Annotated in this window: 13 protein-coding genes; 2 read left to right on the forward strand and 11 right to left on the reverse strand. The window is 62.8% G+C overall.

The features are described from left to right. Window positions 1-15: 15 nt before the first annotated feature. The 8 genes from GS_RS13845 to GS_RS13885 all read right to left on the reverse strand — a co-directional run bounded on the left by GS_RS13845 (window position 16) and on the right by GS_RS13885 (window position 8,122). The gene (locus tag GS_RS13845; protein WP_010943387.1) at window positions 16-1,899 is read right to left on the reverse strand and encodes a monovalent cation:proton antiporter-2 (CPA2) family protein; all 1,884 of its coding nucleotides are present in this window, start codon (window positions 1,897-1,899) and stop codon (window positions 16-18) included. Further along, window positions 1,896-2,504, reverse strand: coding sequence for an NAD(P)H-dependent oxidoreductase (locus GS_RS13850; protein WP_010943388.1), 609 nt, complete (start codon window positions 2,502-2,504; stop codon window positions 1,896-1,898). The genes GS_RS13845 and GS_RS13850 overlap by 4 nt, the downstream gene beginning before the upstream one ends. Before the next feature lie 322 nt (window positions 2,505-2,826). Beyond that, window positions 2,827-4,380 (reverse strand): glycerol-3-phosphate dehydrogenase/oxidase, encoded by a 1,554-nt coding sequence (locus GS_RS13855; RefSeq protein ID WP_010943389.1) that lies wholly within the window; start codon window positions 4,378-4,380, stop codon window positions 2,827-2,829. After that, complete coding sequence (glpK, locus tag GS_RS13860) at window positions 4,377-5,867, reverse strand: glycerol kinase GlpK (protein ID WP_010943390.1); 1,491 nt, start codon at window positions 5,865-5,867, stop codon at window positions 4,377-4,379. The genes GS_RS13855 and glpK overlap by 4 nt, the downstream gene beginning before the upstream one ends. Window positions 5,868-5,909: 42 nt before the next feature. Continuing rightward, window positions 5,910-6,386 (reverse strand): DUF1003 domain-containing protein, encoded by a 477-nt coding sequence (locus GS_RS13865; RefSeq protein WP_010943391.1) that lies wholly within the window; start codon window positions 6,384-6,386, stop codon window positions 5,910-5,912. Between the two features lie 30 nt (window positions 6,387-6,416). Next, the gene (locus GS_RS13870) at window positions 6,417-6,791 is read right to left on the reverse strand and encodes a hypothetical protein (RefSeq protein ID WP_010943392.1); all 375 of its coding nucleotides are present in this window, start codon (window positions 6,789-6,791) and stop codon (window positions 6,417-6,419) included. A 174-nt stretch (window positions 6,792-6,965) separates the two neighbouring features. Continuing rightward, on the reverse strand, window positions 6,966-7,556 hold the full coding sequence (locus GS_RS13880; protein WP_010943393.1) for a TIGR00730 family Rossman fold protein: 591 nt from the start codon (window positions 7,554-7,556) through the stop codon (window positions 6,966-6,968). Between the two features lie 290 nt (window positions 7,557-7,846). Next, window positions 7,847-8,122, reverse strand: coding sequence for a cytochrome c (locus GS_RS13885; RefSeq protein ID WP_010943394.1), 276 nt, complete (start codon window positions 8,120-8,122; stop codon window positions 7,847-7,849). A 254-nt stretch (window positions 8,123-8,376) separates the two neighbouring features. Between GS_RS13885 and GS_RS13890 the strand changes: the two genes are divergently transcribed. Continuing rightward, on the forward strand, window positions 8,377-10,053 hold the full coding sequence (locus GS_RS13890; RefSeq protein ID WP_010943395.1) for a metallophosphoesterase family protein: 1,677 nt from the start codon (window positions 8,377-8,379) through the stop codon (window positions 10,051-10,053). A gap of 39 nt (window positions 10,054-10,092) precedes the next feature. Here GS_RS13890 and GS_RS13895 read toward each other — a convergent pair whose 3' ends face one another. The 3 genes from GS_RS13895 to GS_RS13905 all read right to left on the reverse strand — a co-directional run bounded on the left by GS_RS13895 (window position 10,093) and on the right by GS_RS13905 (window position 13,679). Continuing rightward, a complete protein-coding gene (locus GS_RS13895) occupies window positions 10,093-10,980 on the reverse strand; it encodes an MBL fold metallo-hydrolase (RefSeq protein ID WP_010943396.1) in 888 nt (295 codons plus the stop codon). Window positions 10,981-11,311: 331 nt separating this feature from the next. Continuing rightward, entirely contained in the window at window positions 11,312-12,670 is a 1,359-nt protein-coding gene (locus GS_RS13900; protein WP_010943397.1) for a lipoprotein, read from the reverse strand. 127 nt (window positions 12,671-12,797) lie between these two features. Continuing rightward, window positions 12,798-13,679, reverse strand: coding sequence for a transposase (locus GS_RS13905; protein WP_235045033.1), 882 nt, complete (start codon window positions 13,677-13,679; stop codon window positions 12,798-12,800). Between GS_RS13905 and GS_RS17640 the strand changes: the two genes are divergently transcribed. Then, a complete protein-coding gene (locus tag GS_RS17640) occupies window positions 13,575-13,823 on the forward strand; it encodes a hypothetical protein (RefSeq protein WP_235045040.1) in 249 nt (82 codons plus the stop codon). The two genes, GS_RS13905 and GS_RS17640, sit on opposite strands and share 105 nt — an antisense overlap. The last annotated feature ends 2 nt before the right edge of the window (window positions 13,824-13,825 follow it).

A 13,825-nucleotide genomic window follows, 5' to 3' on the forward strand; every position in this document is an offset into this window, starting at 1 on the left:
ACCGACGCGACGGTGTCAGGGCTGCGTCTCTCCCTCTGCCGCCGTGACCGGCGTGCTCGTATCCCAGGCGTGATCATGATGCGTATGGTTGGCGGTGCGGTCGCCGGCCAGCAACTGCTCCTGCAGCCGGATCTGTTCCCGGGCGGTGGAGATATAGCTGGACTCGTCGTGGCGGTGGGGCGCCAGGTGGTGCATGGCGGACTCGTCGTACCTGATGAAGTCCTGGCCGGCGCGGGTGGCGCCGTACCGCCGGTATCCCAGGCTCGCCAGCACGTCCACCCCGGCCCGCACCGAGGTGTCGAGAAAATCGCGGTAGATGTCCCGCACTCCCAGGTCCAGGAGTTCGTGGGCGTCCAGGTTGGTGCCGGCCCGGGCCATGACCTTCAGGTGGGGAAAATGCTTCCGCGCCGTGGCAACCAGCTTGTTGACCGTGGCGGGGCTGTCGATGGCGATGAACAGAACGCGGGCGCTGTCGGCCCCGGCCGAACGGAGGATATCCAGCCGGGTCGCGTCCCCGTAGAAGACCTTGAACCCCATGCGCCGCAGCAGGTCCACCTGGTCGGAATCGTTGTCGAGAATGGTCGCTTCCACGCCGTTGGCGCGGAGGAAGCGCCCCAGGGTGCTGCCGAAGGAGCTGAACCCGGCAATGATGACCGGGTGCTCCGTATCGATCAGGTCGGCCTCCTGCTCCTCCCGCTCCCGGGTGCCGAACCGGGGCAGCACCAGCCGTTCGTTCGCCAGCAGGAGCAGGGGGGTCATGGTCATGCTGATGGCCGTCACCGCCATCAGGGTATCGGTCCAGTCGCGCCCGATGATCCCCAGCCGGTCGATGAAAGCGAACAGGACAAAGGCGAACTCCCCCACCTGGGACAGGCCGATGGCGAAGATGCTGTTCTGGTCGAAGGAAAGGCGGAACAGCCGCCCCGCGACGACCAGCACCACTGCCTTGACCAGGATGACGGCCAGCACCAGCGAAATGATGGTGGCCGGCTTGTCCGTCAGCAGCCTGAAGTTGATGGAGGCCCCTACCGCAATGAAAAAGAGGCCCAACAGCAGCCCCTTGAAGGGCTCGATGTCGCTCTCCAGTTCGTGGCGAAATTCGCTGTTGGCCAGGAGCACGCCGGCGAGGAAGGCGCCCAGGGCCGGACTCAGCCCCACCAGTTCCATCAGGTATGCTATGGCAACGATGATCAGCAGCGCCGCGGCGACCGAGAGCTCGCGGACGCTGGCCTTGGTGACGATGCGGAGAAAGGGGACCACGATGGAACGCCCCATGACCACCACCGCCACCACGGCGAAGAGGACCGAGCCGGCCTTCATCCAGACCGGCAGCCCGTCCAGCAGGGAGGGCGCATCCCCGTGGACGGCCCCCCCGCCGGCCTGGATGGCCAGGAACGGGAGCAGGGCCAGGATCGGGATCACGGCGATGTCCTGGAACAGGAGCACCGCAAAGGAGCTCAGCCCGGCGTGAGAGTTGCCCAGCCCCTTTTCCTTGAGGGATTGGAGCACGATGGCCGTGGACGACATGGCAAGGGCCAGGCCCGCGGCAAGGGCTCCCCGCCAGTCGAGGCCCAGCAGCAGGAGGCCCGCGGTCAGGGCACAGGTGGTCAGGGCCAGCTGCAGCGACCCCAGCCCCAGGATGGTGGTGCGCATCCGCCAGAAATGGGCCGGCTCCAGCTCCAGGCCGATCAGGAAGAGCATCATGACCACGCCGAACTCGGCGAAGTGCATGATGTCCTCCCCCTCACGCCCCACAAACCCGAGACAGAAGGGGCCGATCAGTATCCCGGCCAGCAGGTAGCCCAGGACGGACCCCATGCCCAGGCGCCGGGCAATGGGCACGCAGAACAGAGCCGCGGCAAGGTAGACCACGGCCTGACCGAGCATGGTGTCGGTCATGGCGCCTCCTTCCGGTTCAGGGCCGAAATCCAGTCATTCAGGAACTCGTACCCCCGGATCTGCTCCAGGGGCGGGGATTGGGCCAGCTTCAGCAGGATCTGTCGGTACTGGTCGGCACAGTCCGCCAGCATGCCGTCGGTGAGGCGGTAGGTCCCCTGGACCACGAATGGGGGGAGCCAGTCCATCCGGCAGAGATGGGTCGCCTGCTCCAGCGGATAGAGCAGCTCGGGAATGGTGTACCGGTTGAACCCGCCCCGGGCGTAACTGGCCCGGGTGCCGCCGGTGGTGATCGTGGCGAAAATCGGCTTGCGCTCCAGGTTGTAGCTCCCCTGGCCATGGGCCCAGCCATGCTCCAGGACCAGGTCCATCCACTGCTTGATGATGGCCGGGGGGCCGTAGAGATACAAGGGGTAGTGCCAGACGATGACCTGATGAGCCAGCAGAAGTTCCCGCTCCCGGGCCACGTCGATATTGAAATCGGGATACTGTTCGTAGAGGTCGTGGATGGTTACCCACTCCAGGCCACGGAGGCCTGCCAGCAGCGACCTGTTGGTCCGCGAGTTTTCGAAGCGCGGATGCGCGAAGAGGATGAGTATGTTGTTCATGCTGGAAGGTATAGGGAAATGCCTATCCCATGTCAAGAAATGGCGTCGATCCGGCGCGGTTCTTTTCTTGCCCCTGAGTCGATGCCGGATGCCACACCGACGGAGCGACTGTGCCCGAGCGCCTGCCGCTGTAGGCGAAATGGAGCGGCCACCGGCCTGATTGTCTGAACCCGTCAGGGTGAGTTTCAGGCCGGTAGCGAAATGAGCCGTACAGCGGCGGTGCGAGAGGCACGCGGAGCGAAGCGGGGTGGCATCCGGCACGGATAGACTACATCTACCGCGCCGGCGCGAAAACTCCGCTCCCGGTTCGTGAAAAGATTTCTCACTCCGGCAGGTAGCCCCGGGCCAGATGGGTAAACGCGGCAACCTGCGCCGCCTGCCAGTCGCTGTCCCGTCCCAGCTCCCGCGCCATCAGTTCCGCCACCCGCGGCGCCGCGGCCACGGCGGCACGGGCATCCAGCAGCAGCGCCCTGGTGCGGCGGGCCAGGACATCCTCCACCGTGCGGGCCCACTCGTGACGCACCCCCCAGACGACCTCCCCGGCGCAGTAGGGGAGCGCCGGGTGCAGGGGCTCACGCCAGGCGGCGTTTTCCCGCAGGAGTTGCTCCAGGGCTGCGGCATCGCTGCCGTAGACCTGCAGCGGTCCCTCCGTCGCATCCTCCTGCCAGCCGTGGATACGCAACGTCTCCGTGACCGACGGCCGATGGTCCAGGCCGGCCACCTGGGCAGCGGCGGTAACCGTGTCCTCCCCCATCTTCCGGTAGGTGGTCCACTTGCCGCCGGCAATGGTGACCAGGCCGCTTCCCTCCACCAGCAGGGTGTGGTCCCGGGAAAGGGAGGCGGTGTCGCCGCCGCTGTCGCTGCGGACCAGGGGCCGGATGCCGGCGAAGGTGCTCAGCACGTCCCGGCGCTCGGGATGCCGGGTCAGGTAGCGGGCCGCATGGGACAGGAGAAAGTCGATCTCTTCCGGCAGCGGGCGCGGCTCCAGCCCGGCCGCCGGGATGGGCGTATCGGTGGTGCCCACCACGGTCCGGCCGTGCCAGGGGACCGCGAACAGGACGCGACCGTCGTCGGTGTGGGGAACCATGATCGCGCTGTCGCCGGGCAGAAACGAGCCGTCCAGCACCAGGTGCACCCCCTGGCTCGGGGCGATGAGGTCCCGGGCCGCCGGGTCGGCCAGCCGCCGCACCCCGTCCACGAAAGGTCCGGCGGCATTGATCACCGCCCGCCCCATGATCCTGAAGGCGCCGCCGGTCTCCCGGTCCCGCGCCTCCACCCCGGCCACGAGACCGTCGCGGCTGATGATGCCGGTCACCGGGAAGTGATTGAGCGCCACCCCGCCCAGGTCGGCCAGGGTCAGGGCCAGGCTGATCGCGAGGCGGGAGTCGTCGAACTGGCCGTCGTGGTAGATCACCCCGCCGCGCAGGCCGTGGGGCTCCACGGTCGGGATGTGGCCCAGGGTCTCTTCCCGCGACAGCAGGCGGGACGGCCCCAGCCCCAGCTTGCCGGCCAGGACGTCGTACAGCTTGAGCCCGATCCCGTAGAAGGGCCCTTCCCACCAGTCGTAGAGCGGCACCACAAAGGAAAGGTTGTGGACCAGGTGCGGTGCGTTGCGGATGAGCAGGCCCCGCTCCCGCAGCGCCTCCAGCACCAGCGTCAGGTTTCCCTGCTGCAGGTAGCGGACCCCGCCGTGGATCAGCTTGGTGCTCCGGCTGGACGTCCCCTGGGCAAAGTCCCCCTGTTCCAGGAGAAGGGTCCGGTAGCCGCGGCCGGCCGCCTCCACCGCCGTGCCGAGGCCCGTGGCGCCCCCGCCGATCACGATCATGTCCCAGACCTCGGTTTCGGCCAGATGCCGCAGCAGATCCTCGCGCTTCATGGCTGCGCCCACCCCTGGGACCTTTCCAGGGCCCTGCTCCAGGTGGAGCGCAGCTCCGCCGCCCTGTCCCGGTCCATGGCCGGCTCAAAGGTGTGCTCCGCCTGCCAGAGCCGGCCGATCTCGGCCCGGTCCCGCCAGTAGCCCACCGCCAGCCCGGCCAGGTAGGCAGCGCCCAGGGCCGTGGTCTCGCGCACCCGGGGCCGCACCACCGGCACCCCCAGGAGGTCGGCCTGGAACTGCATCAGCATGTTGTTGGCCGTGGCGCCGCCGTCCACCCGCAGTTCGGCCAGCGGGGTAGCCGCATCGGCCTCCATGGCCTCCAGGAGATCGGCCGTCTGGAAGGCGATGCTCTCCAAGGTGGCCCGGGCGATGTGGCCGGCGGTGGTGCCGCGGGTGATGCCCAGCAGGGCGCCCCGGGCGTAGGGGTCCCAATGGGGAGCGCCCAGCCCCGCAAAGGCCGGCACCAGGTAGACCCCGCCGTTGTCCGGGACCGAGGCGGCCAGCGTCTCCACCTCCGCCGAGGTGCGGATGATGCCGAGCCCGTCCCGCAGCCACTGCACCGCCGCGCCGGCCACGAACACGCTCCCCTCCAGGGCGTACTCCGTCCGGTTGCCCAGTCGGCAGGCCACGGTGGTCAGGAGGTTCCGCCCCGAGAGCACCGGCCGCTCGCCGGTCTGCATCAGCATGAAGCAGCCGGTGCCGTACGTGTTCTTCACCATCCCGGGCCGGTCGCAGAGCTGACCGAACAGCGCCGCCTGCTGGTCCCCCGCGATGCCGCAGATGGGGATGCGCGCCGCCAGGAAGCGGGCGGCGGTCTCGCCGTAGACCTCGCTGGAGGCCACCACCTGGGGCAGGATCGCGGGCGGGATCCGGAGCAGCTCCAGCAGTTCCGGGTCCCAGGCGCCGTCGTGGATGTTGAACAGGAGCGTCCGGGAGGCGTTGCTGGCATCGGTCAGGTGCCGCTCGCCGCCGGTCAGGTTCCAGACCAGCCAGGAATCGATCGTACCGAAGGCCAGTTCCCCCGCCTCGGCCCTGGCCCGTGCCCCGGGCACGTTATCGAGCAGCCAGGCCAGCTTGGTGCCCGAGAAGTAGGGGTCCAGCACCAGCCCGGTCCTGTTGCGGAAGGTCGGCTCCAGCCCCTTGGCCCTGAGCCGGTCGCACTCGCCGGCCGTGCGCCGGTCCTGCCAGACGATGGCGTGGTGGATCGGCCGGCCGGTGCGGCGATCCCAGACCACCGTCGTCTCCCGCTGGTTGGTGATGCCGATGGCGGCAATGTCCGCGGCGGTGATCCCGGCCCGGGCAATGGCCTCCACCACCACCCCCAGCTGGGAGGCCCAGATCTCCTCGGCATCGTGCTCAACCAGGCCCGGTTGGGGGAATATCTGGCGAAACTCCTTCTGGGCGAGCCCGAGCACGTTCCCGTCATGGTCGAATACCAGGGCGCGGGAACTGGTCGTCCCCTGGTCAAGCGCGAGGATGAAGCTCATGGCAGGACTCCTTTGCCGGATGAATGAGGCGGGGGCGCCGTCTCAGGCGTTGGGCTGACCCCTGTCCGCCAGCCGCCCGCGCAGCTCATCGAGCATGGCGTGCACCTCGGCGATCGCGGCGTTCTGGGCGGCAAGGTTGTCGAGAATGGCCCTGATTTCCGCCTCGGCCTTCTGGTTGACTTCGTAATCGTTGTGGGCCTCGATCCGGTCGCGGGCGGCCTGCCGGTTCTGGCTCATCATGATCATGGGCGCGGTGTAGGCCGCCTGCAGGGACAGGACGAGGTTCATCAGGATGAAGGGGTACGGGTCCCAGTGCCTGATCCACGCGGTGATGTTCAGGATCACCCACACGGTGAGAAGCACCGACTGACCGATGATGAACTGCCAGGAGCCGACCCTGGATGCGATCCAGTCGGCCGCCCTCTGCCCTGCCGTCAACTGATCCCGGACGACTTCATTGACGTTCTTCACCGGCGCGTGCTCGTGCCGGTAGGGTGCCGGAAAAACGGGGCGGCGCATGGGAACCTCCTTGGGCGTGGATAAGGACTATCAGGTACCTCTCGCAAGCCATGCGACGGCCTTGTCGATCGAGTCGAACGCACGGAGCTTGAACCCGCGATTGACCGCAACGGTTTCGAGGAAATGATCGTCTTCCGTAAGGCTCCGGCGCACGAACGCCGTCTTTACCTGCCTGAGGACCCGGGCCAGCTCTCCCTGCGGGGTGCCGGCATAAAAGGTGGGCATGGTACCGGCGATGAGCTCCGTCTGCGATACGTCGATCAGGAACAGGCGGCAGCCGTTGCTGGTGAAAAAATCCGCGGCAAAGCGCTTCAACTCGTCGCTGTCCTCGGGGCGGCGGAACACGCCCGTGACCCGGATCGTGCAGATGCCGCTGGCTTCGTCGAATTCATGGGTATAGTTCATAGTCGTTTCACTTACAGGCGATTTCAGCCCCGGCGGTCCGCCTCATGCCCGGCATCCACCGCCCCGGCCGCCAGCTCGCACGCCCGGGCGTCGAAGAGCAGGAGATATTCCTTCATTTCCCGCAGGTCCTTCTTGGTGGACAGCGGCCGTGGCCCGGCACGATCCGCTCCACATTCACGCGTTATCCATCTTCAGCGCCCACTCCACCTTGTCCGGGACGGGCGCGCGGTAGAGACTCATCTTCTTCAGCAACGCCGCCGGGTCCCGGTCCACCAGCACGGCTTCGCGGCATTCCGGCCGGATGAACCCTTCCGCGGCCATGTGGTCGAAAAAGTCCAGCAGGCGGTCGTAATAGCCGTCGCTGTTCAGCAGGCCGCACGGCTTGCCGTGGATGCCCAACTGCAGCCACGTGAGCACCTCAACGAACTCCTCGATAGTGCCGATCCCGCCGGGCAGGGCGATGAATCCGTCCGACAGCTCCGCCATGAGGGCCTTGCGCTCATGCATGGACTCCACCACCCGGAGATCGCTCAGCCTGGTCAGGGCGATCTCCTTCTCCTCCAGCATCCGGGGGATGACGCCGGTCACCCGGCCGCCGCCATCGAGCACGGTCCGGGCCAGAATCCCCATCAGGCCGACGCTCGCCCCGCCGTAGACCAGATCGATTCCCGTTGCCGCCAGCAGCCGCCCGAGCTCCCGCGCCGCCCCGGCATAAGCCGGCCGCGCGCCGGGGCTGGAACCGCAAAACACGCAGATGCGTTTCATGTCTCTTTCCTTTGCCGGCACCGCCCACCGTCACACAGATGTGGGCTGGAGCGTGAGTGATTGTTACGGCCTCGTCGCCGCCCTCGCCCGCCGGATGTCCGATTGGACGCGCGGGGCAAACCCGGCACAAGAAAAAACTTAGCACACGCCTGCCTGCGGGCAAAACGCTTTTTCAGCGGGAAATCACGTTGTCACAAAACGATGCCCGCCAGGAGTAACCGGTTTGTTCTGCTGCCGTAGCCGTTCCCGAGCGGCTTGCTTGCACCGCGGCGCGCTAACGTGGCGGATGGTCAGCGCGTGGCGGGCGCTGGGCGGTGGCAGAACAGGCACTGCTCCTTGGGCGGGTGCCCCGGCGGCAGCGGCCGGGCGGCGGTGGCGTGGCAGCGGACACACCCCTGCTCCGTAGTCTCCCGGTCCGCGCCCCTGGCCAGTGCCTCGCTGAACGGGCGGTGCGCGTCGTCGGCCGGAAGCGGCTTCCCCTGCTCGGAACCGCGATTCAGGACCAGAACGGTGATGAGTGCCAGGATGATCACCAGGAAGATACCGTCGCGTCTGCTCAGTTTCATTGCGTCTCCCGATTGCCGCCGTCAGGGGATATCCCGTCCCCGGGCAGATGATGTCCCAGTCTAGACCGATGTGCGCCGATACTCCAGCAGTGTCATGCATCACCTGGCAAGCCGGGGCAGATTCCGGGAACGGGTGGATGGAGACACACGTTATAGTCTTTTAACCCAACGTCAACCGACCTGCAACATGGCGGGTCTACACTTTCCTCCCGACGGCTGCTCCGGCAGCCGAATCCACCGAGAGGGAGAGAAAGATGAAACACCTGTTCCGTTTCGCCTCGGCCCTGGCCGCCCTGGCCTCACTGCTCGTTGCCGCGCCCGCGCTGGCCGAGCCGTGGAAGTTCGGCGTCATGTCAGACACCCAGTGGAAATCCAACCTCGACGGCATCAACCCCGACACGGTTGCGGTCGGCATCATCAACCAGCTCAACCAGGAATTCATCGCCCATGACGTGAAGTTCGTCATCCAGGTGGGCGACCTGACCGACAAGTCCGACAGCACCTACCCCACCTCCCTGGCCACCCGCGCCGCCGCGGCCCAGCCCCTCTACGACGCCGGCATCGGCTTCTACCCGCTCCGCGGCAACCATGAAAGCTCCCAGGCGTCCACCGCTTGGTTCAGCGCCGCCTTCCCCCAGACCACGGCCGGCGGCCCCAACGTCTTCGGCGCCACCAACTTCAGCAGTCCCTTTGCCGCGCTGAACGGCCTCAGCTACTCCTTCGACTACAACAACGCCCGGTTCGTGCTCCTCGACCAGTTCACCCGCACCGACGGGACCAACTACCTGAACAGCTCCACCAACAACATCATCGACCAGCAGGGCTGGATCGACACCCAGCTCGCATCGCGGCCCTCCGACAGCCACGCCTTCGTCTTCAGCCACAAGAACCTGATCGGCCAGAACCACGCCGACGACCTGTTCGGCTCGAACCCCGCCTATAACAGCTCCGGCAATGTGGCGGCCCGCAACGCCTTCCTCGCCAGCCTGCAGAACAACGGCGTCCGCTACCAGTTCGGCGGCCACGACCACATGCATCACCGCGCCATCATCACCAGCCCGGACACCAACGCCCGGGTCCAGGAGATCATCACCTCCTCCAACAGCTACAAGTTCTACATCCCACAGGTCCCCTCCAATGACGAGAAGTACAATGTCCCCGCCTTCGGCGGCCCCCGCGAGATCCCCATCGCCCAGGAGTTGTTCGCCATCGGCTACTACATCGTAACCGTGGACGGGCCTCGGGTCACCGTTGACCACTATGCCGCGCCCAACGGCTGCAACGGCGACTGCGACCTGACCGTCACCCCCGCCCTCAGCGGCCACTTCACCAAGCGCGAAACCTTCGGCTACAGCCTCAACGGCAAGGAATTCACGGTGGCCCAGGGCCAGTCGTACACCGCCGTGCAGGACAGCTTCCGTGGCACCACCGCCCGGATCCTCGACGGCACCAACGCCAGCACGGGCACGGACTACGCCGGCCGCGCCCTCACCAAGGCCATCGATACCGGCTGGACCCCGCGGGAGCAGCACCGGCACGGCCGGGGCCACGGCCATCATGACAACCGCCGCCGCGACGCCGACAGCGACACGGCCAGCCACATCCTCACCCTGTGGGGCATGGCCGACCTGGGCAGCAGCCAGACCGACGTCTATACCCTCTCCCTGACCTACGACCCGGACAAGGCCCGGCCCGAGCACCTGGGGCGGGGACTTTTCGGCCTCGCAGCCAGGGATGCGGACGGCACCTGGGTGAACGCGGTGGAGATGAACGCCGGCGGCAGCGCGAAATTCGTCAAGGGTGCCTGGAAGCCGGGCTACGGGCTGGGCACCTACGGCATCGACCCGAGCACCAAAACCGCCTGGGCAGTGGTCAATCACCAGGGCGACTTCGCCGTGACCGGCTTCGCGGAAACGTGCCGGAAAAAATAACGCCGCCTCCCCGCGGCAGCGCGGCAGACAGCGGCTAATTCAAACAGCACCGGGCCGGGGCGTAATGCCCCGGCCTTTGTTGTTGGTATGTATTGCAAGGCAAGACATGAGTGAACGTGAAACGAGGGGATTTACTGCAAATTGCGGAAGGCCAAGCTCTGCCACCACATTGCGACATATCTCCATATGATTTTCAGTTCCAAGAATGCTAGCTGCGTTATGCACCGCTGCGTTAATTTTCTTAAGCCAGTCTATGCTTTCTCTGAACAATATTTTAGCTTCGGTAGCCTGCTTTGGCTCATCCCATGCTGACAAAAGCCATTCCAACTCAATAGCCTCCAATTTCACTAGGGAATCAACAGCAAGTTGATAGTTGTCAAAGATGGGCATATCTCCAGGTACAAGCACGGCATCGCCAGTAAATAACACCTTCTCAGATGGGCACCATAATGAGATTGAGCCCGCTGAATGACCTGGGGTATGTATGACTTTCAAAGAAATGCCTTGATCGATGAGGATAGTTTCGCCGTCATAAAGCAGATTATCAACGGAAACTGATCCACCCACAAGGGTTTGAAACCCTGGAACAGGCCGCTCCTTTTCTTGGAGATTGATATCTTCAATCCAGCTCCTTTCAGCCGTATGAGCCGAAACACGGCATCCGGTTGCCCTTTGTATTTCCATAGCTGCACCAATGTGATCAGGGTGCGAGTGAGTAAGGATAAGGTGTTCAATCTGTTGTAGCTGAAGTCCTCTTTGCTCTAGATACTGGGAAATATGCTGTTCTGATCCAGCAACTCCGCTGTCAATCAGGGTAATTTTTGCGCCGCAATAAAGAAATACGTTGACTGATCGGTTAATAGTTCCGGATGGGGTTGGCACGGTAAAGGGGATGTTGATGGCATGGATACGTGGGGTGATCTGCATGATAGTGCTCCTTTTGGAAATAAAATAGTCGCGAGATGTTTCCCCCTCGCGACCTTCGATTCCAAGAAGCGGATACGAAAAGAGCGCGGGAAGGTGACCCGCGCTCCTTGCGTTAACAAGGCAAGCTACGAGTCGTCACAAGGTGACGACTACGACGATCAGGGCTGTGGAGGTTCTTTTCAACATATTGATCCTTTATCTTAGTTCGGCGACGGAGTCAAGAGTCCTTGGTCTTGTTCAACGTGTCGCGGCGCGACCTGCGTGACGGTTCATAATTCTTTCCTGTTAACCGCGCGTTGTCCCGTCCGGCGTTCCCGCACATCTGCTCATGCTAGTTCGTCTCAGATACCGGAATCACGACCTTTGGCATGTCGATTACCGGATAATACGTTCCGCCTGTTCGGCTATACAGAGTGACGTCCAGAATGTAACGCGCGGCACTGTCAGGCACGCCGTTCGTGGCGTTGTAGTTGGTTATAATGCTGTCCAGCCTGCAGGATAGCCCTGGATCAGGCACGGCCGTACAATCGGTTCGGTCATCGAACCCCGGCCTAAATGTGTAATTCGGGATCAGTGCGATGGGCGTGACAACATATTCAACTTGTCCTTGGATAGAAAGTGGCGTTGCCAACGATACGCCGATGTTCGCATTTACTTGCGGCTCTAACGACAATGGATCGTAGAAGCCCATGAGTGGCATAGTGATGGTCGAAAAAAACTTCGCCACATGCGATGCCAATGACCCAATCGGGAATCCATTGAGAGAGTTCAGAAAGAGTTCTGATTCAATTTTGACATAAGGCCGCATTGGAGCGAACATGGCCGTGACCGGGCTAACCTGAGCTGGTGAATCGAACGCCATAGACGCTTGAATATTGGCTTCCCGCAGGACATCCAGGCCAACAAAGGAAAGATGCCTTATTGTTCCATCAAGCGTAACAGACGCCGTTGGTGCGCCCGCAGTATTAGGGGTGACACTGGCGGTTATTTGCCCGCCAACGTTCGTCTCGCGTATGGTGTAGTTGTGCACGCGCGCTCCCAAGGTTTCATCCGCAGGGGAAATGCTCACATCGAGATTTGTCTGGAGCGAACAGCCATCCGGCGGAATGGCAGATGATGCATAATCCAGTCGATATGTCCACTGCCCCACAGTACTGAGCGGGTCCGCATGCACATAATCGGATTGAGACATCTGGCTCAAGAGGTTTGGTGTATCGAATGGCGTGAGCCAGGGCACCACCCTATTGTAATTCTGGTCCCAAGCCGCCAGAGTCATGGCAGTGTAATTGGTTGTCTGGCCGTCAGCGGGATTCGTAACACTACCTGACTGCAGGTAGAGCCCCCCCGGCTGACAGGCATTAGCAGCAGGAACATACTGAAGGTTGATGGTGAAGTCCCGGCACTTGGAGCTGTTCTGCAATGTCAAATTCCCGGTCTGTGACGTGAGAGGGTGCGAATCGCAGAGAGTAGCGCCTTCGTAAATATCGATTCGTGGTGAATATGGATAATCAGGGTGAAACAACCTGATGCCGACCGTCAGTTGATCAAGGTTGTACTGAAAATCGTAAAACGGCCGTTGGGCAGGCAGGCTTGGAGTAGAATCTGCAGAATCAGCGCCGCAGGAAATCATGCTTATCGCAGCGATAAAAGTCGCGGTTGTCAGGACAAAATTATGAACAGATGAAATCATCGTGAAGGGCCTTTTGCGTGCAATTCCGGATAGAATTTCCGGACACGATATCGATCGCTATCAAGCAGTTTCCTGCACCAATCAACAGTTGAAGGTCTTTTTGGGTCATGGGGTCAGGGTCATGGGGTCAGGCCTGAAAGATTGCACCTTCAAGCTCACGCCCCACCCGTTCTAGTCTTTCAGCAATTCCTTGATCTATCTTTCGTCGCTGTTCCAGTCTCCTGACTGCAGCACTCATGGATGAGACGTCTCGGCCGAACCTCTTGGCTAGATCAGTCAACGTTGCACTGCTGAACTCCTGAACCGCCCATGCGGCCACTCCCCGTGCTTCGGCCGCCCATCTCTTCTGCCCGGGAGACGCAAGCTCTTCTTCATCAAGGCGGTAGAGCCGCTTTATCACCTCGACTACCATATCGAGCCCAGGTCTTCGTAGCGGCAGCCTGTCTGCACGTTCAAGTATTGCTTCCACGAAATGGTCATCGCCAATAACACGGCTATCGGAACTCCCCTTGCCGTGGAATTCTTCTCGATGGCCTTCTTTGACTCTGTCTGAGATGAATGTTGCATACTGCTTACGAGCAGTTGACGTATCCGATGAATAGGTGGCAAGCACGGTTTCCGTATTCAGCCAGGGGATGATCTCCTTGCCAAGGTAGGCCCTATGACTGCTCCACGTGTAGCTGCCCAGCTTCGTCGTCATGCCGGCGCGCACGGGGTTAAGGTGGATGTATGCCACCAGTTCCTGAAGGTATGCATCACCATCGACTAGAAAGGATTTGTATCGTCCCTGGAAAAGGTGGCCTGTCTTCCCCATCCGCCAATTCTGCCAACGCGTATAGCGAAACGTTATGTTCTGCATGAACCGTGACAAGGGGACCTCTCCTACCTGAACCGCGAGGTGGACATGGTTGGTCATCAGGCAGAAGGCCAGTATCCTGTGGCCAAAGCGCTCAGCCCCTTCCTGCAGGAACAGGTAAAAGCGGTAACGGTCCTCGGGATCGTGAAATATATCCTGACGGGCGTTACCGCGGAGGATTACATGGTACAAAGCGCCGGGGTAATGTATGCGGGGTTTGCGTGCCATGCGAAAAGACTATCGCAATCTTTCAATCTTTCAAGCCTGACCCTATTTTCTTTATTATCAGGGTCTTGAAA

Source organism: Geobacter sulfurreducens PCA (assembly GCF_000007985.2).
Lineage (GTDB): Bacteria > Desulfobacterota > Desulfuromonadia > Geobacterales > Geobacteraceae > Geobacter > Geobacter sulfurreducens.

What these genes read in the sequence shown, in the direction of transcription:
- GS_RS13845 (WP_010943387.1), bottom strand. Translation starts at nt 1,899, where the DNA reads ATGACCGACACCATGCTCGGTCAGGCCGTGGTCTACCTTGCCGCGGCT.
- GS_RS13850 (WP_010943388.1), bottom strand. Translation starts at nt 2,504, where the DNA reads ATGAACAACATACTCATCCTCTTCGCGCATCCGCGCTTCGAAAACTCG.
- GS_RS13855 (WP_010943389.1), bottom strand. Translation starts at nt 4,380, where the DNA reads ATGAAGCGCGAGGATCTGCTGCGGCATCTGGCCGAAACCGAGGTCTGG.
- glpK (WP_010943390.1), bottom strand. Translation starts at nt 5,867, where the DNA reads ATGAGCTTCATCCTCGCGCTTGACCAGGGGACGACCAGTTCCCGCGCC.
- GS_RS13865 (WP_010943391.1), bottom strand. Translation starts at nt 6,386, where the DNA reads ATGCGCCGCCCCGTTTTTCCGGCACCCTACCGGCACGAGCACGCGCCG.
- GS_RS13870 (WP_010943392.1), bottom strand. Translation starts at nt 6,791, where the DNA reads ATGAACTATACCCATGAATTCGACGAAGCCAGCGGCATCTGCACGATC.
- GS_RS13880 (WP_010943393.1), bottom strand. Translation starts at nt 7,556, where the DNA reads ATGAAACGCATCTGCGTGTTTTGCGGTTCCAGCCCCGGCGCGCGGCCG.
- GS_RS13885 (WP_010943394.1), bottom strand. Translation starts at nt 8,122, where the DNA reads ATGAAACTGAGCAGACGCGACGGTATCTTCCTGGTGATCATCCTGGCA.
- GS_RS13890 (WP_010943395.1), top strand. Translation starts at nt 8,377, where the DNA reads ATGAAACACCTGTTCCGTTTCGCCTCGGCCCTGGCCGCCCTGGCCTCA.
- GS_RS13895 (WP_010943396.1), bottom strand. Translation starts at nt 10,980, where the DNA reads ATGCAGATCACCCCACGTATCCATGCCATCAACATCCCCTTTACCGTG.
- GS_RS13900 (WP_010943397.1), bottom strand. Translation starts at nt 12,670, where the DNA reads ATGATTTCATCTGTTCATAATTTTGTCCTGACAACCGCGACTTTTATC.
- GS_RS17640 (WP_235045040.1), top strand. Translation starts at nt 13,575, where the DNA reads ATGGTTGGTCATCAGGCAGAAGGCCAGTATCCTGTGGCCAAAGCGCTC.